This is a genomic window from Paraburkholderia sp. GAS33 (assembly GCF_050436645.1).
Taxonomy (GTDB): Bacteria; Pseudomonadota; Gammaproteobacteria; order Burkholderiales; family Burkholderiaceae; genus Paraburkholderia; species Paraburkholderia phenazinium_B.
The window spans coordinates 492,841-514,843 of sequence record NZ_JBNDMP010000003.1 but is presented as its reverse complement, the minus strand read 5'-3'; the positions used below and the strand labels follow the sequence as shown (position 1 = coordinate 514,843).

Sequence of the window (22,003 nt, the reverse complement as noted above, 5' to 3'; positions counted from 1 at the left end):
GCGAAGTCGCAGACGCCAGACAAGTTTGAACAACCCATTAGGAATACAGATCTCATGTTGAAGACGAAATTTCTACGAATGCTCGCCGGACTGGGACTCGCCGTGTCGCTGGTTGCCGGCGTGCATGCCGCAGGGGACAACGCGCATCACCCACGCCCGGTCAAGGTTCTGATCATCTCCATGTTTGGACCGGAGGGCAAAGTATGGCTGGACCACCTCGGCCCGATGGAGAGCATCAAGGTGCCGGGGCTGTCCCCTGACTATCCCGAAGTCCACTGCACCCACGACGGCGTCTGTGTCCTGACGACCGGCATGGGGCACACGAATGCGGCGGCGTCGATGTCCGCGCTCGTGTACTCGAAACAGTTCGACTTGCGCAAGACGTACTTCCTTGTATCCGGTATCGCCGGCATCGACCCGGCGCAGGGCACCCTCGGCTCAGCCGCATGGGCGCGCTACCTGGTGGACTTCGGCATTCAGTGGGAACTGGATGCACGTGAAATTCCGCCAGGTTGGAAGTCCGGCTACCTTGGCATCAATACCAAAAGCGAAAATGAAAAGCCGCCGCTGGACTACCGCACCGAAGTGTTTCAACTGAACGAGGCGCTACTGCAAAAGGCCTATGGTCTTTCGCGCGACGTGACGTTGACAGACAGCCCGCAGGCTGCAGCGTATCGCGCGAAATACTCGAGCGCGCCCGCCAATCAACGCCCGAGTGTCATTCAGTGTGACACCCTCGCGGGCGATACCTGGTTCTCCGGGAATGCCATCGGACAGCGCGCTCGCGACTGGACCAAACTCCTGACCGACGGCAAGGGCGTGTACTGCACGACGCAGCAGGAGGATAACGCCACTTTCGAGGTCATCAAACGCGCGGCATCTGCCGGGCTCGCCGACACGCAACGTGTGGCGGTATTGCGTGCTGGCTCGGACTTCGACCGGCCTCCGCAAGGCGTATCGAACGTCGACAACCTGCTCGATTACCAGAATCAGGGAGGCTTTGTCCCGGCGTTGAACAACCTGTATCTCGCCGGATCGCCGCTCGTGAATGCGATCGTCAAGGACTGGCCGCACTGGAAAGACGGCGTGCCGGCCAACTAAATTTCGAGGGGAACCACGTGGATATTGTCCGCAGCCTTTGTGGCATGTTGATATTGCTGTTGATCGCCTATTTGCTGTCGAACAATCGCGGCGCGGTTCGGCCGCGCACCCTGGTCGCTGCGCTTGCGACCCAGTTGGCAATCGGCGCATTGGTGCTGTTCGTACCCTTCGGACGCACTGCCCTTGCGGCAGCCGCTGCAGGAGTCAACCGGGTGCTCGAAATGGGCAACCATGGTGTGTCGTTTATCTTTGGCGGTCTGGTCGACAACAAGATGTTCGAGCTCTTCGGCGCGGGTGGCTTCGTATTTGGGCTACGTGTGCTGCCCATGATCATCTTCGTGACAGCACTGATCGCAGTGCTTTATTACGTCGGGGTCATGAAGTGGATCGTCACCGTCGTCGGCATCGCGCTGGAGAAGTTGCTCGACGTGAGCCGCATTGAAGCCTGCTCGGCGGTTGCAACCATCTTCCTCGGTCAAAGCGAAATGCCTGCGCTGGTAAAGCCGTTCGTCCGGCAGATGACCAGTGCCGAGATCTTTGCTGTGATGTCGAGCGGCATGGCTTCCGTTGCGGGTTCTGTGCTCGCCGCGTACGCCGGCCTCGGGGTGAAGATGGAGTACCTGCTGGCCGCGTCGTTCATGGCGGTCCCAGGCGGCCTGTTGTTCGGCAAGCTGCTGTATCCCACTGTCGAGCCGAGCCAGACGACGATAGAGGGGCTCGATTTCGACGAGAAGGGTTCGACCAACGTCATCGAAGCGGCCGCCTCTGGCGCAACCATTGGCCTGAAAATCGCCATCAACGTCGGAGCGATGCTGATTGCGTTCATCGGACTCATCGCGCTCGTCAACACGTCCGTCGGAGGCATCGCGGCGCTGTTCGGCTTCGCACATGTGACGCTTCAGGGTCTCATCGGCACGCTTCTGGCGCCGCTCGCCTGGTTGATCGGCGTGCCGTGGCACGACGCGCCGCTTGCCGGCAACTTTATCGGCGAGAAGCTGATTCTCAATGAGTTCGTTGCCTACGGCGACCTCTCCCCGTACCTGAAGGACAGCGTCCAGGTCGCCGCGGCGGGACTGCAGATTCTCGATCCGAAGACGATTGCGATCGTATCGTTCGCGCTGTGCGGCTTTGCGAATTTCTCTTCGATCGCGATTCTGGCTGGGGGTTTCAGTGCGGTGGCGCCTGAGCGACGCTCTGAAGTGGCGCGACATGGACTGCGAGCGCTTACGGCGAGTACGTTGTCGAATTTGATGAGCGCTGCGATTGCGGGGTTGTTCTTTTCGTTGCACTGAGCGAGACGGGGCATAATCTCCGGGAGCAATCCGTCAACGGAGTTCGACAATGGTGCAGGCATTCAATCCGCCCGAATTATGGTCACCGTTTGGCGCGTTCTCGATGGCCGTCATCCAGGGTGACGGCCATATCGTGCACCTGAAAGGTCAGATCTCGCTCGATAGAAGCGGACAGGTGGTGGGCCACAACGATATGCGCGCGCAGACGCGCCAGGTGCTGGAGAACATCCGCGATGTTTTAGCGGTCATGGGTGGACAAATGGCCGACGTGATATCACTGGTGCACTACGCAACGGATATCGATGCGTTCATGGGTACAGGAGATATCCGCAAGGAGTTTTTCGCCGCACCGTTTCCTGTCACCACCACGGTTCAGGTTGAGCGACTGTATCGTCCGGAACTGATGATCGAAATCGCCGCGATTGCGGAAATTCCGCGGGAGAGGTTTCGGCACCCCGCTTCCGACACGCCTTGACCTTGACCTTGACCTTGCCCGCTATTTGACGAACCCCGCCAGCCCCAACACCGCACCCACCGCAACCAGCCAGATCGGGTTGAACCGCGTGCGATAAGCGACGACCACCGTCACGATCGTCAACACGGCACGACCGATATTGACGTCGATTTCCCGAACGAAAACGTAGGATGCGCAAGCGAGCAGACCCACTGTCCCAGGCGCGAGACCACGGCGAACCGCCTTCACAACAAGTGAATCGTTGCGCCGTTCGACCCAGCCGCTCACAAAGTAAGCGAGCAACGCGGACGGCACGATCATGGAAATCGTCACGACCAGCGCGCCAGCCAGCCCGGCTGCCTGAAAACCGATCAGCGAGACCGCCATGCCATTAGGACCCGGCGCCGCCTGCATGGCCGAAAAGAACGTGACGAACTGCTGGGCAGTGAGCCAGTGACGCGTATCCACTGCGTAACGTTGAATATCGGCCAGTGTGGAGTTCATCCCGCCCACGGCGAGGACGGACCACAGCGCACTGTGGAGCGCGAGATCGGTCAGTCTGGAGGTCATCAGGCTTACTCCGCGCGAGGCTTCGTTGAAGCCTCGGCGCGCAGCGCACGCCACATCAGCCACGAGCCAAACGGGCCAAGCACCGCGAGAACCAGCAGCAGTGGCAGCTTCAGCAAGCCGACCGCGACAAACATCGCGACCACCAGTACCAGGTTCCGAAGGTCACGTGGCAAGCTCACAAGCAGCTTGAGCACCGTCGCAATCACCAGACCCGTCGCTACAGGCATCAAGCCTGCGAGCAGGTGTGTCGTAACGGCCGCGTTACCCCAGCTTGCGTAAGCGTAGCCGACGCCCACGGTGATGATCGTAGGGGCAAGGTAAAGCCCGCATACACCCGTCACCGCGCCGAGTGCGCCGTGATACTTCCGTCCGATGATGGTGGCGATGTTCGAAACGTTCGGTCCGGGCAGGAGCTGTGCCAGTGGTAGCACTTCGGCGAACTCGCGATCAGTCAACCAGCCACGGCGCTCGACGAGCATGCGGCGCGCCCAGGGCAACACACCGCCGAAGCCAGTGAGCCCGATCATGAAGAACGCACCGAACAATTCGCCTAAAGTCGGCTTAGGCGAAGCGAAGGGCGCGTCGGCGCGCGGGCCGGAACGTTGGCTATTTCCATCATCGGAGATCGGTGCGCTCATTGGACATTCCACTCAGGGCGGTTTGTTTGCGGTGCGGGAGATAATAGCAGCGGCATATTCCGTGCCGCAGCGACGCAGATCACACTGAATCTGCAATGTAATCGCGCAACCATCGATGCGCAGGATCGCGATGGGAGCGCTCATGCCAAAGCATGGCCATCTCGTAGCCAGATACCTCCAGCGGCGGCTCGACCACGCGCAACGTTGACGTATTGCGAGTCAGGCGCGATGGCAACATCGCGACGAGGTCTGTGCTCGCCAAAACCGACATCATGAAGAGAAAGTGCGGGACCGAAAGCACAACCCGGCGTGACATTCCTGCTTCTGCAAGCACTTCGTCGGTAACGCCACGGAACCCGGCGCCGTCCTGCGACACGATTACGTGCTCAAGCTCGCAGAATTGCGCGAGCGTTGGTCGCCGCTTCAGGCGCGGATGTCCCGCACGACCGACCAGCACGTACCGCTCCGCAAACAACACCCGGCGATGCAATCCGGCGGGTGACCCCTCGCTGGTATGGAAAGCAAGATCGATCTCCCCCCGTTCCGCTTGTCTGGCAATGCGCGACGGAAACATCTCCACAACCGCCAGCCGGGTGCCAGGGGCCGCCGAGCGCAAGCCGGCCAACACCGGCAGCAGGATCGTCGATTCCCCGTAGTCGGCAGCGGCGACGCGCCACGTATGACTCGCCGTGGCTGGATCAAAGGGGCTGGCTGGGGCGACTGTTCTCTCCAGTGCTTCAAGCGCTTGCCGCAAAGGCTCGCGCAGCGATTCCGCCCTCGCGGTGGGCCGCATGCCGCGCGGCCCCGGCAACAGCAGTGGATCACCAAAGATATCCCTTAGCTTGGCGAGATGCACGCTGACCGATGGTTGCGAAAAATTCAGCCGCTCAGCTGCACGCGTCACGTTGTGTTCCGAGAGCAGGACATCCAGCGTGACTAGCAAGTTGAGGTCCAGCCGCCTGAGATTATTCACGTTAATACCTGCAATATTGGATATTCATTTCTAATATACCCGACCGAGACCTATCCTGCCTCTCTTTGCAATGGAGGCCAAGTCATGAATATTCTTATCGTGTATGCCCATCCCGAGCCTCGATCATTGAATGGTTCGCTCAAGGACTTCTCGATCAAGCGTCTTGAAGATGCGGGGCATACGGTACAAGTATCAGACCTGTACGCAATGAACTGGAAAGCGTCGCTCGACCAGGACGACAGCATCGATCGGCCAGCCGGTACACGTTTTGATCCGTCGCATGAGTCCAGACTTGCGTTCGAGAGCGGTAGGCAGAGTCAGGACATCGTCCTGGAACAGAACAAGTTGCGCTGGGCGGATGCACTCATCCTGCAGTTTCCGCTGTGGTGGTTCTCGATGCCGGCGATCCTGAAAGGCTGGGTAGAGCGCGTCTATGCGTATGGCTTCGCGTATGGAGTAGGAGAACATTCCAATTCTCACTGGGGCGATCGCTACGGAGAAGGTTCGATGACGGGCAAGAGGGCGATGCTGATCGTCACCACTGGTGGATGGGAATCGCACTACGGCCCGCGAGGTATCAACGGACCCATCGACGACGTGTTATTCCCGATTCAGCACGGGATACTGTATTACCCCGGCTTCGACGTGTTGCCGCCGTTCGTCGTCTATCGGACCAGCCGTATGGACGACGAACGGTTTTTGGAAACCTGCGACAAACTCGGACAACGTCTCGACGACCTTTGGAATACGAACCCGATACCGTATCGCCAGCAGAATGCAGGCGAATACGACATTCCCGAATGCACGCTTCGACCTGAGATTGCTCCTGAACAGGTCGGCTTCGCCGCGCACATCGCGTAGAAAGTGCGCTGGGCTCACTGCCTGCTCGACCCAGAATCGCCCTCAGGTACATCCGGTGAGGGTGTAGGCGACGAACCTGGCCCTTCAACGGGGAAACCGCCGTTGCGTTGCGGCACGCCCATCAACTCGGCGGCCGATGCCGGCGAGAGCACCGCTGCAGGGGGTATAGCGCTCGAGCCAGAATTCGAAGCAGCCGCAGGCGCCGATGCAGCTGCGCCAGGGGCGCCGAGCAAAGGCGGCACTTCACGCGGCACTGAAGCTGCAGGAGCCGATAGGGCCGCAGACGTCCCCGACGATGCCGATGACGGCACAGATGCCGAAGGCGAAGTAACCGGCGCCGGCTTCGGTGCCACATGACGCAGCGGTGCAGGCGCAGTTTGCGTCTTCGGCTTCGATGCAAACAGATAGCTCACCCACGCATTCAGTTTGTCGCGGAACTCATCGAACAGACTCGGCTGCACCTCGGTCGCAAACTTCACTCGCGAGTCGATCAGCCGCGCTCGCAGCGCACGCTGATAGAAATCCCCGACAATCGGCAACGCGGTATGCGCGCCTTCGCCCCAATAATTGCTGCCCAACGTGACACGCCCGTCGTCGAAGCCAACCCACGCACCCGCCACCAGTTGCGGATGCATCAGGATGAACCAGCCGTCGGCATTGTCCTGCGTCGTGCCGGTCTTGCCCGCCACATCCGCGCGAATGCCGAAACGCGAACGGATAGCGGAACCAGTACCGCGATTCACGACATCGCGCATCACATCGAGCAGCGTCCTATCCGCCGCAGCCGGCAACGCCCGCTCCGGCGAAGCGGGCTCGAATTGCGCGAGCACGTTGCCATTGTGATCCTCGATGCTCGTCACCATGCGCGGCTCGAGATACTCGCCGTCGTTCGCAATCGTGCCATACGCCGAGACCATTTCCTTGATCGTCACCGGGCTCGTGCCCAGTGCAAGCGATGGCACAGGGGCGAGTTCGCTGTCGCGCACGCCCATCGCGCGCGCGAGCCGGACCACCTTGTCCGGCCCAACCTGCTCCATCAACTGCGCGGTGATGCGGTTGCGCGAATAAGCGAGCGCATCGCGCAGTGTCATCGGCTTGCCGCTCGGCGGCGCATCGTCGTTCGGACGCCAGATCTCGCCGCCCTTCAGCGGGATTTCGATCGGCTGATCGATGAAGGTGTCCGTGGGCTTCGCGCCATCTGCGAAAGCGGCACCGTACACGAAAGGCTTGAACGTCGAACCGGGCTGACGCCGTGACTGCTGAACGTGATCGAACGGCTCGTCGGTGAAATCGCGGCTGCCCACCCATGCCTTGATCTGCCCGTTACGCGGATCGATGGCGAGGAAACCTGCCTGCACTTCGGTCTTATCGTGGCACAGCGTGCGCACGAATGTACGGTCAGCGCCCAGATGCTGAAGCGCATCGTCGTCGCTTTGACCGGCGCTGATCGCAGCCTTGTAATCCGGCGTCTCGCGGATGAAACTCTTGAAGAGATCGCTTTGCGGCGAGCAGCCGGAGCGTCCGCTCCACGCCCCATTGGCGACCGATTGCAACGCATTGCCCTGCGAGACAACCGCCGCGGTCGCCATCGACTGCAGACGCGAATCGATCGTCGTATGAACAATTAGTCCATCTGAGTAAATGTTGTAGTCGTTGCGATCGGCCCACGAGATCAGCCACTTACGCAACTGCTGCGCGAAGTGCGGAGCAGGTCCCGGCGGTTCGATCTGCCGTTCGAAATCGACGCGCAGAGGCTTGCGGCTCAATGTTGCGTAGGTCGCCTGCGAGAGACGGCCGTATTTGACCATCTGCGCGAGCACCGTATTGCGGCGCTCCAGCGCGCGGTCCGGATTGATCACCGGGTTGTAATAGCTGTTGCCCTTCAACATGCCGGTCAACGTGGCGCTTTCCAGAATATCCAGTTGATCCGCGGATTTGCCGAAGTACGTGCGCGAAGCCATTTCGATGCCGTACGCGTTGTACAGAAACGGCACCGTGTTCAGATACGTTTCGAGAATCTGGTCCTTGCTATAAGCCGCCTCGATCTTTAGCGCGGTGATCGCTTCTTTCACTTTGCGCGTGAGAGTCGGAGCGCGGCCGATTTCGTCCGGATAGAGATTGCGCGCCAGTTGCTGGGTGATCGTCGAACCACCCTGGCGGTCGCCGCCGAACGTGTGCAATGCCGCAGATCCCGTGCGCCGCCAGTCGATACCATGGTGCTGGTAAAAGCGGTGGTCTTCGGTCGAGATCAGTGCGTCGACCATGTGGGGCGAGATATCGGCGAGCGAAACCCATTCGCGGTTCGAAGGCTTGAATTCAGCGAGCAGCTTGCCGTCGGCCGAGAGAATCTGCGCCGGCTGGTCGACCCGCGCCTTGCGGATATCGCTAATGCTCGGCGTGAACGGAATCAGCACAATCACATACAGCAGCACGAGCGCAGGCGGTGTGGCGAACGTAAGCAGAACACCGCGCCGCGTCGGATGACGTAGATGGAACAGCACCTTGACCAGCAAGGGTTTGAGCAGGCGAGCGGCGAACCCGATCAACTCCACGACGAGAAGAAGGGTGGCCCCCAGCAAACGTGCAAGCCGGCCGGCCCACAGGCGGCAGAATTCACGTACGGACGATACAAATTGGCGACTCACGCTGGTTTCGGCCCATCTTGAAAAGCGTGAATGGTATCAAACCGCGTACGTGGGCCCAGGTTCTGGCAGATGTGGAAAGAGATCGGGAACACCGGTTTTGGTAAAACCGGCCTGAATGCTAACCGAAAGATTGGGTAACTAGAATCGTCCGGCAGACCAATTGAGAAAAACCAAAGACCATGAAAACGACAAGAACCATCCTGCTGCTGATTTCCCTTGTTGCTCCCACGCTTGTGCACGCAGAGTCCGTCGCTGCCCCCAAACTCAGCGAGGGCGACACCTGGACGTATGTCAATACGATCGAGAACGGCCCTAACGGCTGGCACCAGAGTCATGACGAGATCGTCGTACTGCGGACCACGTCCGATCATATCTACTTCGAAACGAAGCAGGTTGGCACGACCCAGGCCGCAAAAGAACTGATCGCGGGCTCGGACTGGAGCCGTTCGCGTAACGTGAACGGCTCCGAAACTACGGTCAATCGGCCTTTATCGTTCCCGCTGACCGTCGGCAAGACGTGGGAAGTGAAATACACCGAGGCGCATCCGAATGTGCAGCACGCATCGGAGTCGTTCGACAGCCGGTTCAAGGTGGTCGGCCCCGAATCCGTAGAAGTGCCCGCGGGAAAGTTTGACGCGATCAAGGTCGAAGCCGAAGGAGACTGGACCGCGGAGACTGCGCCGATTCAATCCGCAACGGGAGGCGCCTTCTCCACGCAGGGAGGAACGACCGTTATAGCGCAGACCCGCAAGGCCGCGCCGACGGCCGTCACTGGCCGTCTCTACAAGGCGTTCTGGTACGTGCCCGAAACCGGCCGCTGGGTTAAGTCCGTCGAGGAGTACTACGGAAGCAACGGCGTCAGGACTCAACGGTTTACGAGCGAACTGGAATCGTTCAAGCACGCCACGCAGTAGCCGCTTTCCTTAGCCATTGGCTGATATGACGGGTTGAATGAAGTTCGGGTGAGCGCTAGTTCGATCCCTCACCCGCCTTCAAAAAATCCACAAAAGCCCGCAACGGCGCCGGCAAATGCCGCCGCCCCGGGTAGTAGAGAAACGGCCCCGGAAAACGCTGCCACCACGGCTCCAGAATTGGCTCGAGCGTTCCGCTCTCGAGATGCGGGCGCAGCATATCCTCGAACAGGTGAATCACCCCTACCCCGGCCACCGCAGTGCTGATCGCCAGGTCCATTGCAGCCCCCGGCCGGACAAGCAGCGGCCCCGAAGGATCCAACCGCACTACTTCACCGTCCCGTTCGAAATCCCACGTCGGTTTCGCGCCTCCAGCAAACTGCCCACGCAGGCAAGCATGCGAAAGCAGTTCGCGCGGATGTTCGGGTCTCCCATGCACATCGAGATACCCCGGCGCCGCAGCCGTAGCAAAACGCTGCACACGCGGTCCGATCGGCACAGCGATCATGTCCTGCTCAAGCCGCTCGTCGTAGCGAATACCCGCGTCGCAGCCGATCGAAAGCACATCGACAAAGCCGTCCTCCACCACAACCTCCACGCGGATGTCGGGATAGGCCTTCAGAAACGACGCAATGACGCTGGGCAAGACAATCCGCGCCGCGCTCGACGGCACGTTGAGCTTGAGCGTGCCGGTCGGCTTCTCCCGAAACCCGTTCAGGACATCCAGCGCCGCTTCCATCTCGCTGAACAGGGGCGTCAGCGTTTCGAGCAGGCGTAGCCCCGCCTCAGTCGGCGCCACACTGCGTGTGGTCCGGTTGAGCAAACGCAGACCGAACTTCGTCTCGAGCCGGCGCACGGCGATGCTCAGGCTCGACGCCGACACGCCGCTGATGCGGGCAGCGTCGCGAAAACCCCCGGCATGCGCCACAGAGACGAAAGCGGCAAGATCATTCAATTCCATGGCGATTGTGCAAAATTTTGAACAACCCGTGCAATTTAGATCGGATTTTCAAACAACGCAATCACGACCATACTGCGTCCCATCACTCGCCAAAGGAGGGCGTTATGACTACACCTACTCTTGTAGACACTTTTAAGCTTGCCGGCCGCACCGTCAAACGGATGGGCTACGGCGCCATGCAGCTTGCGGGCCCCAACGTATTTGGTCCCCCGAAGGATCGTGACGCGGCCATCGCGGTGCTTCGCGAAGCCATTGCGTCGGGCGTCGACCACATCGATACGAGCGATTTCTACGGGCCGCATGTCACCAACCAGATCATTCGCGAAGCGCTTCACCCTTATCCCGACGATCTCGTCATCGTCACCAAGGTGGGCGCGGTTCGTGGCGACGACGGTGCCTGGCTAGCAGCAACCGACCCGAAAGATATCGAACGCGGCGTCCACGATAACCTTCGCAATCTGGGTCTCGACACGCTCGAGGTCGTCGATATGCGGATCATGGGCAAGATCCACGGTCCAGCGGAAGGTTCGATTGCCAGGGAGGTCGAAGCATTGGCCGAACTTCAGCGTCAAGGCCTGGTTCGCCACATCGGGCTGAGCAACGTGACCTCGACGCAGGTTGCCGAGGCGCAGGGCATCGCGGAGATTGTCTGCGTGCAGAACCATTACAACCTCGTGCAGCGCGAAGACGACGCGCTGGTCGACGAACTCGCCGCCAAGGGCATCGCGTACGTGCCGTTCTTCCCGCTTGGCGGATTCACGCCGATTCAGTCGTCGGGGTTGTCCAAGGTCGCGGAATCGATCGGTGCAACGCCAATGCAGGTCGCGCTCGCGTGGCTCTTGCATCGTTCGCCTAACATTCTGCTGATTCCGGGTACCTCGTCGGTCGGGCATTTGCGCGAAAACCTGCGGGCGGCGCAGTTGAAGCTGTCCGAAACGGTGCTCGCTGAACTGGACACGATCCGTCAGGTAAGCGGGGCGCATTAAGCGCAGGGTTTAATGAACTGAACGCAATGCCTCGGACAACCGGGCATTTGCCAAATATCAGGGTAAGTATCGAGAAGCAAGCGCTTGTAGGAGCGCTTAGCTTTTCGTAGGCTTGTTGGGGAAGTAAGGAATTAACAAACCCCTGCGTTGGGGACGCCCGCCTACACCGGAAAAGAACCTGCGTATGCCCGTACGTCAAGCTCGCGCCGGCATGCCATGACGGCTTGCCACCTGGAATTACTGGGAATCCGCAAACGCTTCGGCGGTGTTCATGCGCTGAAGGGGGTCGATTTCGACGTCGCGGCCGGCGAGGTGCACGTTCTGCTCGGCGAAAACGGCGCGGGCAAATCCACGTTGATGGGGGTATTGTCGGGCGCAGTTCGGCCCGATGCAGGTGTCATCAAACTCGACGGCAATCCGCTGAACTTCGCGAGCCCTCGCGACGCCCATGCTGCGGGAATCGCCATGATCCCGCAGGAACTCGATCTGGTTCCGGGCCTCGACATCGCGGGCAATCTGTTCCTCGGCAACGAAATGACCCGTTGGGGCGTGCTGGCCGGCGCCGCCATGCGGCGCAAAGCGCAGGATCTGCTGGCTCATGCAGGCGTGTCGCTGGATGCCAGTCTGCCGGTTTCGAGCCTGCGGATGGGCGAGCGCCAGCTTGTCGCGATCGCCAAAGCCTTGTCGGCCAATGCACGCATCCTCATCATGGATGAACCCACCGCCGCTTTGTCGGCTGTCGAAGCGGACCATCTCTTCTCCGTCGTGAAAGAGCTATCCGAACGCGGCGTCGGGATCGTTTATATCTCTCACCGGCTTGAGGAGGTGACGCGCATCGCGCACCGCGTGACGGTGATGCGCGACGGCGCCGTGGTCGGCACGACTGCCCCGGATGCGCCGCAAGCTACGCTTGTCCAGCTTCTCGTCGGGCGCCCGTTCTCCGATCTGTTCCCACCGCGCTCAGAAAAGATAGGGGCACCGATCCTGCGACTCGAACACGCTGCCTTCGAGTCCAACATCCCGCGTGTCGGCTGGCAGGTGCCGCGCGATGTTTCGCTGACCGTCCACGAAGGCGAGATTGTCGGTCTCGCGGGCATCATGGGAGCGGGACGTACAGAACTCCTGTCGACCCTGTACGGCTTCGGCACAAGTGGACATTGGCGTGGACTCGTCGAAGTGCGTGGCCGGCCAACTGCACTCGGCCATATCAAGGCCGCCCGTCAGGCGGGAATTGCTTATGTCACTGACGACCGGCGCGGCACCGGACTGATCCTCAATCACACCGTCGCGCAGAACACAGTAATGTCGACGCTAAAGCGCGTCACGCCCTTTGGCCTCGTCTCACGTGCACTCGAACGGCGCGAGGTGATCCGCGCCCTTGAAGACTACGACGTACGTCCGCGGCGCCCCGAAGCCAAGGTCGTCAACCTCTCGGGCGGCAACCAGCAGAAGGTCGTGTTCGCCAAGGAACTGATGAGCGATCCAGGTTTGCTGCTGCTCGACGAACCGACGCGCGGCGTCGACGTCGGCGCCAAGGCTGAAATCTACCGGCGCTTGCGCAGCCTCGCGGAACAGGGGCTTGGCGTGCTGGTGGCGTCCTCGGAACTGCCTGAGCTGATCGGCCTGTGCGACAAGATCATTGTGATGCACGCAGGACAGACGATTCAGGAATTCGGCCCGAATCCCAGCGAAGAGGCGATCCGGCGCGTCAGTGAAGGGGAGGGACTGGCCGCATGAGCACGACACCGACATCCACGACAGCCGGAGACCGTCCACGTGGCCTGCTCACTTATCTAGTCCGGTTTCAGAGCCTGCTGGGACTCATACTCGTGATGGCCGCCGGCATTATCTGTTCGCCGCGCAGGCACGGCCACATCCTGTTTCTTGCGCCCGACAACATCGCCAATATCATCCGGTCGATCTCCGAAACCGGCATTCTTGCGCTCGGCATGACGTTCGTGATTATCGCGGCCGGCATCGATCTCTCCGTTGGCGCGGTGCTCGGACTCTGCTCGGTATTGACCGCGACCTTGTTTATCAACCAGGGCTGGGGGCTCTGGAGCACGTTGTCACTGGTCGTCGTGACGGGGGTGATATTCGGCGCCATTCAGGGAGCCATCTCTACCGCGTTTCGCATTCAGGCGTTTATCGTCACGCTCGCCGGTCTGCAGGCAGCGCGCGGTTTCGCTTTGATCGCCTCCAATAACGCTTTCATCAACATCCAATATGGCGTGGGCCCTGGCAACGCGCCACCGGCCTTCGGGGTGCTCGGCGAGAGAATCGGCGGTGTTTTCCCTGTTGCTACGCTGGTGTTCGTGGTGCTCGCGGTCATCGCTGCGTTCCTGCTTAACAACACGCGTTATGGGCGCTATGTCGTCGCTGTCGGCGGCAATGAGAAGGCGGCGCGTCTGTCCGGCATTCCGGTCAGCGCGATCAAGATCTCGGTCTACGCACTCACCGGTTTCGCCTCCGCGATTGCCGGCATCGTTCACGCGGGACAGTTTTCATTCGGTAGCCCTAACGACGGCTTGGGCTATGAGCTCAACGCGATCGCCGCCGTCGTGATCGGCGGCACCGACCTGTTCGGCGGTGCCGGTTCGATGATCGGCACGATTGCAGGCGCCATCATGCTGGGGGCGCTCGCCAATATCCTGCAGCTCAATGACGTCAGTGCCGCCATGCAGCTTCTCGCGACGGGCGCAATCATCGTGATCGCCGCAGCACTGCAAACCTACGTCGTCGGCCGCGGAGGTTCGAAGCGGTAGTCTCTCGCGCGGCTCCCGGCGGCGAAGATCGGAGTTGCGTCCGGCATCTTTCAAAACGATTTGGAGACGGACACATGAAAACACTTCTGCAGACGACTTTGCTTGTTGCCGGCGCGGCTGTCGCCTCCGGCGCGTGGGCTGCGGGTACGCCGCTCGCGAAAGAGTGCGGGCCGAATAACGATTACGTGATCGGCTTTAGCCAGGCCAACTTCAAGGAGCCGTATCGCGAGCACGTCAATCACGAGCTCGAGCGCCTCGTGAAGAACTACCCGAAGTTCAAGCTCGTGATCGCGGACGGACAGGCCAGCGTGAACACGCAGGTGTCGCAGGTCGAGAACTTCCAGACCCAGCACGTCGATCTGCTGATGATCTCGCCGTTCGAGGCCGCGCCGCTCACGCCTGCCGTAACGGCCGTCTACAAGTCCGGCGTGCCCGTGATCGAACTCGACCGCAAGACCACAGGCGACAACTACACGGCTTTCGTGGGCGGGGACAACCGTCAGATCGCGAAAGAAGCGGGCGAGTGGGCAGCGAAGACGTTACTGCCCGATGGTGGCGAAGCGGCGATTCTCGAAGGTCTGCCGAGTTCGTCGCCCGCCATTGAGCGACTCGAAGGATTCAAGGCTGGCATTGCCGCGAATCCCAAGATCAAGCTCGTCGCGGTGCAGCCCGTAGACTGGATGGAAGACCAGGCTGTGACCGTCTTCTCCGCCATGCTGCAATCGCATCCGGACATCAAACTGGTGTACACCAGCAACGATCTCGCGGCAGCGGGGGCATATATCGCAGCGAAGCAAGCTGGCAAGACCGATCAGGTGAAGATCATCGGCACGGATGGTTTGCCGGGGCCGTCAGGCGGCATCCGCGCGGTCGCGGACGGTCAATGGGCTGCGACTTACACCTATCCCACGGGAGCCGCGCAGGCGCTCGAACTTGCCAAGAAGATCCTGATCGACTGCGCGACCGAGGTGCCACGCAATGTCACGGTGCCGACCCAGCGTATCGACCAGAACAATGCGAAGTCGCTTTTCGGCAAGGAGCAGTTTTAGTTCCGGCTTTAGTCTGAATGATGCACTCCGAGATCGATCGCCTTGTTGCAGCACGGCAAGGCGATCAAAGGACATCCATTTTTTTCACGCTTTAGGTTCCACATTTCTCTACCATCGCTAACGGCGAGTACACTACCTGGAAGCGTCACGCCCCTCACCCGCTCCTGACCACCTCCCGTGGCGAATCAGCCGGTCTTATGCAAAATGGAATCAATTTCGATCTGAAGGCGCTCGAGGTCTTCGTGCTTATCGTCGAATCCGGCGGCATGACGGCTGCCGGTCAGCGGCTCAAAATCACACAGTCCTCCGTCTCTCAAACTTTATCGAACCTGGAGCAGGCGCTCAATCTGCAATTGCTGGATCGCTCGCAGCGTCCCCCGATGCTCACACCCGTGGGTCGTCAGTTTTATAACCGCGCGCTTACGCTGCTGGACGACGCCAGGCATTTGAGTCAGGAGTTCCACAAGCCCCACGGCGAACCGCTCAAACACATTCGCATCGCACTGGTCGATTCCATGGCCACCAGCATCGGCGCCGAGTTGCTGGCCGCAATACGGCAACGCACCGCCAACTGGTCGATGGTGACCGGTCTATCGCATCAACATGCCGAAGCGTTGCTCGCGCGAAAGGTCGACATCATCATCTCCGATGACGTGGTGTCGAAAAACCCTTCGCTGTACCGCCAGCGCATTCTGCGTGAGCCCTTTGTTCTGGTGTTGCCCAGCAATTTCAAAGGAGCGGTTCCTTCTTTGCGCAGCCTGCAGGTCAGAGACGACTTCATTCGCTACAGCAATACCAGCGTAATAGGCCGAAGTATCGAAACGCAGCTGGAAAAATGGGGATTTCGGCCACCCGTGCGCCTGCAACTCGACAACACGTTCGCGATCATGTCTCTCGTGATGGCCAATGCCGGCTGGACCATCACGACGCCACTGTGTTTGCTGCAATCGGGGCTGACCGCAGATAGGCAGTTCTCCCAGGCGTTTCGCCTGGCGCCAGTTCCCGGAGAGGAGTTCTTTCGCGAACTCACCATGGTTGCCCGTCAAGACGATCTAGGCCTGCTACCGCAGCAACTCGCTCAGGACAGCGTGCAATTGCTAAAGGATCGCTTCTTGCCAATCATCGAGGCCAACGCGCCGTGGTTGCTGCCGTCTATCGTGTTAGGCTGATTTCAAAGCAGCGTGACGCCGGGCCTCAGTTTTTCGTAGCGTAACTGCCGCAAGTCTGCGGCATTGGCGCCGGGCGCGGCCACCACCAGAATTTCGTCCGCAAGCTCGGCGAAGTCGGCCCGGAAATGAACCGAGCTCTTTAGAACCAGAATGCGGTAGTCAGCCGGATCAGCGCCGAGATGGCGGAACATGGCGCGATCGGCAGCTTGCTGTTTGCGGCTCGATACCACGACCTCGATGCCCAGGGGGCCACCGCAACGCACCCGAGCCATGGGCCCGAGATCCATATGACAGCCAAGGTAGAACGGTCCTGTGCCGGTGAAACGGCCCGTTCCCAGCGCAAGCACCTCAAACGGCACCTGCAGCGGCGGCGCCCCGATGCCACTCGCTGCACCGAGCGGGATCTCGATCACAGCGCCAACACCAGCGTACGTCGCCGCGTCGGCAAATCCCGCGTCGCACACTACGCCGACGCAAACCCGTTGCGCGTTTTGCCGCAACAGTTCGTGAAGGATATCGGTCGTATCGCCACTCCCCCCGCCGCCAGGATTGTCCTGGGTATCGGCCAGGATGATAGCGCCGGCTTCCCCACGTAGTCCCTGCTCAATCGCATACGCAACCGCGTCCGTGGGCGAATATAAACGGCCACCGAAATCGGCCTGCCTCGCGAGAACAGCTTGCGTCAACGATTCGACCGCGCGCTCGACCGCCTTGCGATCGTGACCATACGCGATCACGCTCGGTCCACTGTGATAAATATCGGCAAGTGGAAAGCCCGGCACAAACTCGGCAGAAAAAACCTGTTCCGATGCCAGTGAATCACCGAGTGCAACCAGACTGCGCATCGGTTCAGCCAAGGTACTTTGCCAAGGCATGGGAATCAGGAAGGGCAATTGGCGGTAGCCCTTGTGCAGCACTCTGCCGCCGAGCAACCGGTCCATTAACTCCCGCGCACGCTGCCCGGTCTGCGCCATATCGACATGCGGGTAGCTGCGGTATGCCAGCAGGCCGCTCGCATGTTCGAACATGGCGGGCGTGATGTTGGCGTGGAAATCGAGCGCGACGACGATCGGAAGCGCGGCGCCGACTCTTTGCCTCAAGCGCCGGAGCAACTCGCCCTCGCCGTCCTCCAGATGTTCACTCACCATCGCGCCGTGCAGATCGAGGAACAGCGCGTCTAGCGGACCCGCATCGCGGATCATCCGGTCGAGCATGAAGGCAATCGCTTCGAATGCGTCTTCTGTTACCGGGCCGCTTGGATTTGCCGAAGCCCACAATAGCGGCACCAGTTCATGTGAGGTCCGCGCAGCGCGGATAAAACCGTCGATTGCCAGATTCACGCCCGAGACCGCGCCGAACATCTCCTCGCCAACCAGCAAACCGGGCCACGCGTCCGCTTCGACGAAGGTAGCGAAGCGCGCGCGGCTGGCGGCGAAGGTATTCGTCTCGTGTAGAAAGCCGCCAATCCCGATTCTTGCCACGCCATCCCCCAATAACACCGACTCGTTGCGACTGGCGTTACAACATGCCTTCTACTGCCGCTACAAAAATGCGGCTGTAGTCTGCAGCACTAAACTGAATCGGGTTAGTCCCGGCGGACCCGTCGACCACCGCCATTTCGCCCACCTTCGCCGCGTCTTGCGCACCGATGCCGATCTCACTCAGCGTATGGGGAATGCCCAGCGATTCGCGCATCGCCAACACCCAGTCGAGGAACGATGCAAACGACGGCTGCGCCAGTTCAAGGTAGCGCGCCAACAATTCGATCCGCTCGGCGATGACGGCCTCGTTGGCCTTGAGCACATACGGCATCAGAATGGCGTTCAGCATGCCATGGTGAGCGTCATATAACGCACCGAGCGGATGGGCCAGCGCATGCATCGCGCCGAGACCACGCTGAAACGCCGTAGCGCCCATGCTCGACGCCACCAGCATCTGCAAGCGCGCTTCGAGATCGTGGCCATCCTTGACCGCACGCGGCAGAAACTGCTTGATCAAACGAATACCCTCGAGCGCGATGCCTGTGGCCATCGGATGATAAAACGGCGAGCAGTAGGCTTCGAGGTTATGCGAGAGCGCATCCATGCCAGTCGCTGCCGTCAGCTTTGCAGGCAGGCCAACCGTCAGCTCAGGGTCGAGAATAACGACCGCAGGCAACATCTTCGCGTGAAAGATGATCCGCTTCACGTGGGCGTGGTCGTCGGTGATCACCGAAGCGCGTCCGACTTCCGAACCGGTTCCGGCAGTAGTCGGTACGGCCACCACCGGCGCCATACCGGCCACGTTGACGCGCAGATAGTTATCGCCGACGTCCTCGAAATCCCACAGCGGACGTTCTTGCCCAACCATCAGCGCTACGGCCTTAGCCGCGTCGAGGGCCGAGCCGCCGCCGAAGGCGATCACACCGTCGTGACCGCCGGCCTTGAAGATCGCCACGCCATCATCGACATTCTTGCCGGTCGGATTGCCCTTGATATCGTGAAACAGCCCGCATTCGAGACCGGCGGACCGGCAGTGATCGAGCACGCTACCGATGAGCGGCAACGCCGCCAGACCCGGATCGGTGATCAGAAGCGGCCGGCGCATGCCGAGGCTCTCACACCATTGCGGCAATTCGCGCACACGGCCAGCACCGACCTTCACCGCAGTCGGGTAATTCCAGTTCACGGAGGGAAGTGACATACGAAATTCCTTCGAAGGTCTCGGTCAGAGGCCGGTTTTCAGATGAAAAGATTTGGGTCGCGTCAGGTGCTCGTAACCGACCGCCGACAACGTCGCACCACGGCCCGTGTTCTTCACGCCGGTCCAGGCGAGCGCCGGGTCGAGATAGTCGCAGCGGTTCATAAAGAACGTACCCGTTTCGACGCGCCGACCGATCGATAGCGCGGCTTCTTCGTCGGTGGTGAATACAGCTGCGGTCAAACCGTAGGGGCTGTCGTTCATCAGTTCGATGGCCTGATCATCTCCCGACACAGGCATGATGCCCACCACCGGGCCGAAGCATTCGTCGTTCATCAGCGTCATGCTGTGATCGACATCCACGAACACACCCGGCGCCACATACGGCGTACCAGTGCGCGACATGCCGAACTGGCTTTCGGCGATCAGATTTTTGGCGCCTTTGGCGAGTGCTTCGGCGATCACTGAACGCACCCCATCCGCTGCCGACGTTCGCACCACTGGACCCAACGTGGTTTGCGCATCGAGCGGATTACCCAATACATATTGGTTCGTCAGCGCCACCGCACGCTCGACAAAATCCTTGTACAGAGGCTGAGCCACATAGATTCTCTGGATGCCGCAGCACGACTGGCCTGAATTGAAGAAGGCCCCGTCGACGAGCGTCTCCACTGCATGATCAAGCTTGGCGTCGCTTCGCACATAGGCCGGATCGTTACCGCCCAACTCCAGCCCAACGCCAATAAAGCGCCCTGCTGCCGCTTCCTCGACGATCCGACCGCCGCTAACTGAACCGGTGAAGCAGACAAAGCCGATCTCGTTCGAGCGTATCAAGCGACGCACACGTTCATGGTCGACATGCAGATACTGGAATACACCTTCGGGTGCTCCGGCCTGAACAAAAGCTTGATGGATCAGTTCGGCACACAACGGCGTCTGGTCGGAGTGCTTAAGAATCACCGTGTTGCCTGCGAGCAGGGCCGGCACAATACTGTTGACCGCCGTCAGCAAAGGGTAATTCCACGGCGCGATAGTCAACACCACGCCAACCGGTTCACGCGAAATAAACCGCGTAAAGCCGGCTTGCGGTTCCACCTGAACGGGCTTCAATGAATCTTCTGCAATCGCCATCATATGACGCGCCCGCCCGGCGAAGCCGTCTACCTCACCAGCGGTGTAGCGCAGCGGACGTCCCATCTGTCGGGTAATCGCTTCGGCGATAGCTGCCTTGTTCTCGACAAAGTGATCTATAGCACGGCCAACGAGTGCCAGCCGCTCCGAGAGCGGCGTTGCAGCCCATGCCTTCTGGGCAAGCTGCGCACGCTGCAGCGTTTCCCCGATCTGCGACTCGCTCGCATAAGGGCGGCGCACGAATTCGCTGCCGTCAATCGGGCTAATGGTAATCAACTCATCTTTCATCATGGTGGGCCTGGATTCCTGGACTCAGATAATCTCGAAGTAACGTGCCAATTCCCAATCGGTCACATGCCGACGGAACTGCCGCTCTTCCCATTCGCGAGTGGCGACAAAGTGCTCGACGAACGCTTCGCCAAACAGGGCCTTCGCGGCTTCGGAGTTGCGCAGTCGCTGTGCGGCATCCCACAGGGTGTTGGGCAATCTCAGATGGGCTGGAAACTCTTGCGTATAAGCGTTGCCCTGGACGATCGGTTCTGGCTCCAGGCCCTGCTCGATACCACGCAAACCAGCGCCCAACGCGGCTGCCAGCGCGATATAGGGATTCGCGTCGGCCGAACCGATGCGCACTTCAACGCGCTGCGATTTCTCCGAACCCGGGATCAGCCGCAACGCCGTGGTTCGATTTTCCACGCCCCAGGTTGCATCGAGCGGGGCCCAGTAGCCCGGCACCAGACGCGAATAACTATTCACGGTCTGCGCGAACATCGACATGAATTCGGGCAGATAGCGCTGTACGCCCGCCATAAAATTGGCCTGCTTCGCGCTCATGTTGTGAGGACGACCTGCGTCGTGGAACACCGACTTTCCAGTACCGATCTCGCGCAACGAGACGTGGATATGACCGCTCTGTCCCGGATGGTCGTGCGACCATTTCGCCATGAAGGTGGCCATCAGATTGTTCTTCTGGGCCAGCGCCTTGGTAAAAGTCTTGAACAGGATAGCCTTGTCCGCCATATCGGACGCCTTGTCCACCGCGAGGGCGGCCTCCAGCACGCCTGGACCGGTTTCGGTATGCAGGCCCTCGATCGGCATATCCATCTGCTCGCACAAATCGAGCAATTGCCGGTAGAAATCGCCCTCAACCGTGCTGCGCAAAACCGAATAGCCAAAGTTGCCAGGGGTCCAGTTTTTCAGGCCACGATAATTTTTTTCACGCGCCGAATGCGGCGTCTCGTCGAACATGAAGAATTCATATTCGAGTGCAGAAAAAGCTTCGAATCCCATATCCGCTGCGCGCTTCAATACGCGCTTCAGCAAGCCTCGCGGGCAGATTGCTTCGGCATCCTCTACGAATTCGCACAGGAAAAACAACATGTCTTCGCCGTCGCCCTGTTCAAGCGGCAAACGCCGGCAGCTTTCCGGCACGATGCGTACCAGAGCATCCGGATAAGCGGTGTGCCAGCCCGTATACTTCGTGTTGTCGTACATCTGGTCATCCACGTCCCAGCCCAGTACGACATTGCAGAATGCGAACCCTGAACGCAGGGCCCCGAGGAATTTATCCTTCCGCAGATATTTGCCGCGCAGAATGCCGTCGACGTCGGATAAGCCGACCTTGATATGCGTCAGCCGGCTCGCCTCCACCAGGCGAATCGCATCTTCTACTGTCCTGATTGCTCGTTCTGGCTTCACCTGCGCGTCCATATTCAGTCTCCCCGCGTTGCCGGCTTGTACTTGTTACGGTGACCCATCCTAGAAACGAGAAAATTCCAGATCAACAACAATCGTTATTCTTTATGGCGATGATCGGCT

Annotated in this window: 19 protein-coding genes; 10 read left to right on the top strand and 9 right to left on the bottom strand. The window is 60.2% G+C overall.

Annotated elements, in window-relative coordinates:
* Nucleotides 1–54 precede the first annotated feature (54 nt).
* The 3 genes from P3T24_RS12575 to P3T24_RS12565 are packed head-to-tail and all read left to right on the top strand — an operon-like array spanning nt 55 to nt 2,868.
* Nucleotides 55–1,101 carry a purine-nucleoside phosphorylase gene (locus P3T24_RS12575; RefSeq protein WP_429434948.1) on the top strand — a complete coding sequence of 349 codons (1,047 nt, stop codon included), beginning with the start codon at nt 55–57 and terminating at the stop codon, nt 1,099–1,101.
* Nucleotides 1,102–1,118: 17 nt separating this feature from the next.
* Nucleotides 1,119–2,393, top strand: coding sequence for a NupC/NupG family nucleoside CNT transporter (locus P3T24_RS12570; RefSeq protein WP_429434945.1), 1,275 nt, complete (start codon nt 1,119–1,121; stop codon nt 2,391–2,393).
* 49 nt (nt 2,394–2,442) lie between these two features.
* Nucleotides 2,443–2,868 (top strand): RidA family protein, encoded by a 426-nt coding sequence (locus P3T24_RS12565; protein WP_429434942.1) that lies wholly within the window; start codon nt 2,443–2,445, stop codon nt 2,866–2,868.
* 21 nt (nt 2,869–2,889) lie between these two features.
* Here P3T24_RS12565 and P3T24_RS12560 read toward each other — a convergent pair whose 3' ends face one another.
* The 3 genes from P3T24_RS12560 to P3T24_RS12550 form a co-directional block, all read right to left on the bottom strand.
* Entirely contained in the window at nt 2,890–3,417 is a 528-nt protein-coding gene (locus tag P3T24_RS12560; protein WP_429406174.1) for a chromate transporter, read from the bottom strand.
* Nucleotides 3,418–3,422: 5 nt separating this feature from the next.
* Nucleotides 3,423–4,055 (bottom strand): chromate transporter, encoded by a 633-nt coding sequence (locus P3T24_RS12555; protein WP_429434939.1) that lies wholly within the window; start codon nt 4,053–4,055, stop codon nt 3,423–3,425.
* Nucleotides 4,056–4,134: 79 nt separating this feature from the next.
* Entirely contained in the window at nt 4,135–5,028 is an 894-nt protein-coding gene (locus P3T24_RS12550; protein ID WP_429406170.1) for a LysR family transcriptional regulator, read from the bottom strand.
* A gap of 84 nt (nt 5,029–5,112) precedes the next feature.
* Here P3T24_RS12550 and P3T24_RS12545 point away from each other — a divergent pair, with 84 nt between their 5' ends.
* Entirely contained in the window at nt 5,113–5,889 is a 777-nt protein-coding gene (locus P3T24_RS12545; protein ID WP_429434937.1) for an NAD(P)H-dependent oxidoreductase, read from the top strand.
* Nucleotides 5,890–5,903: 14 nt separating this feature from the next.
* On the opposite strand, the gene P3T24_RS12540 is transcribed toward P3T24_RS12545, so the two are convergent.
* Nucleotides 5,904–8,441, bottom strand: a complete 2,538-nt coding sequence (locus tag P3T24_RS12540; protein WP_429435314.1) for a penicillin-binding protein 1A — start codon at nt 8,439–8,441, stop codon at nt 5,904–5,906.
* A gap of 272 nt (nt 8,442–8,713) precedes the next feature.
* Here P3T24_RS12540 and P3T24_RS12535 point away from each other — a divergent pair, with 272 nt between their 5' ends.
* Nucleotides 8,714–9,448: a hypothetical protein gene (locus tag P3T24_RS12535; RefSeq protein WP_074267075.1), complete on the top strand. Its 735-nt coding sequence runs from the start codon at nt 8,714–8,716 to the stop codon at nt 9,446–9,448.
* Nucleotides 9,449–9,503: 55 nt separating this feature from the next.
* Here P3T24_RS12535 and P3T24_RS12530 read toward each other — a convergent pair whose 3' ends face one another.
* Nucleotides 9,504–10,406 (bottom strand): LysR family transcriptional regulator, encoded by a 903-nt coding sequence (locus P3T24_RS12530; RefSeq protein ID WP_074267074.1) that lies wholly within the window; start codon nt 10,404–10,406, stop codon nt 9,504–9,506.
* 104 nt (nt 10,407–10,510) lie between these two features.
* Here P3T24_RS12530 and P3T24_RS12525 point away from each other — a divergent pair, with 104 nt between their 5' ends.
* From P3T24_RS12525 to P3T24_RS12505, 5 genes are all read left to right on the top strand, one after another.
* Nucleotides 10,511–11,392, top strand: coding sequence for an aldo/keto reductase family oxidoreductase (locus P3T24_RS12525; protein WP_429434934.1), 882 nt, complete (start codon nt 10,511–10,513; stop codon nt 11,390–11,392).
* Nucleotides 11,393–11,608: 216 nt separating this feature from the next.
* Entirely contained in the window at nt 11,609–13,129 is a 1,521-nt protein-coding gene (locus tag P3T24_RS12520) for a sugar ABC transporter ATP-binding protein (RefSeq protein ID WP_074267072.1), read from the top strand.
* On the top strand, nt 13,126–14,157 hold the full coding sequence (locus tag P3T24_RS12515; RefSeq protein WP_074267071.1) for an ABC transporter permease: 1,032 nt from the start codon (nt 13,126–13,128) through the stop codon (nt 14,155–14,157). The genes P3T24_RS12520 and P3T24_RS12515 overlap by 4 nt, the downstream gene beginning before the upstream one ends.
* Before the next feature lie 74 nt (nt 14,158–14,231).
* Complete coding sequence (locus tag P3T24_RS12510; protein ID WP_074267070.1) at nt 14,232–15,206, top strand: substrate-binding domain-containing protein; 975 nt, start codon at nt 14,232–14,234, stop codon at nt 15,204–15,206.
* A 197-nt stretch (nt 15,207–15,403) separates the two neighbouring features.
* Nucleotides 15,404–16,375, top strand: coding sequence for a LysR family transcriptional regulator (locus P3T24_RS12505; protein ID WP_074267069.1), 972 nt, complete (start codon nt 15,404–15,406; stop codon nt 16,373–16,375).
* 2 nt (nt 16,376–16,377) lie between these two features.
* On the opposite strand, the gene P3T24_RS12500 is transcribed toward P3T24_RS12505, so the two are convergent.
* The 4 genes from P3T24_RS12500 to P3T24_RS12485 are packed head-to-tail and all read right to left on the bottom strand — an operon-like array spanning nt 16,378 to nt 21,895.
* Complete coding sequence (locus tag P3T24_RS12500; RefSeq protein ID WP_429434930.1) at nt 16,378–17,856, bottom strand: M81 family metallopeptidase; 1,479 nt, start codon at nt 17,854–17,856, stop codon at nt 16,378–16,380.
* Between the two features lie 37 nt (nt 17,857–17,893).
* Nucleotides 17,894–19,057, bottom strand: coding sequence for an iron-containing alcohol dehydrogenase (locus P3T24_RS12495; RefSeq protein WP_133893896.1), 1,164 nt, complete (start codon nt 19,055–19,057; stop codon nt 17,894–17,896).
* 24 nt (nt 19,058–19,081) lie between these two features.
* Nucleotides 19,082–20,473 (bottom strand): aldehyde dehydrogenase family protein, encoded by a 1,392-nt coding sequence (locus P3T24_RS12490; RefSeq protein ID WP_074269274.1) that lies wholly within the window; start codon nt 20,471–20,473, stop codon nt 19,082–19,084.
* A gap of 24 nt (nt 20,474–20,497) precedes the next feature.
* Nucleotides 20,498–21,895 (bottom strand): glutamine synthetase family protein, encoded by a 1,398-nt coding sequence (locus tag P3T24_RS12485; RefSeq protein ID WP_429434928.1) that lies wholly within the window; start codon nt 21,893–21,895, stop codon nt 20,498–20,500.
* Nucleotides 21,896–22,003: the final 108 nt, after the last annotated feature.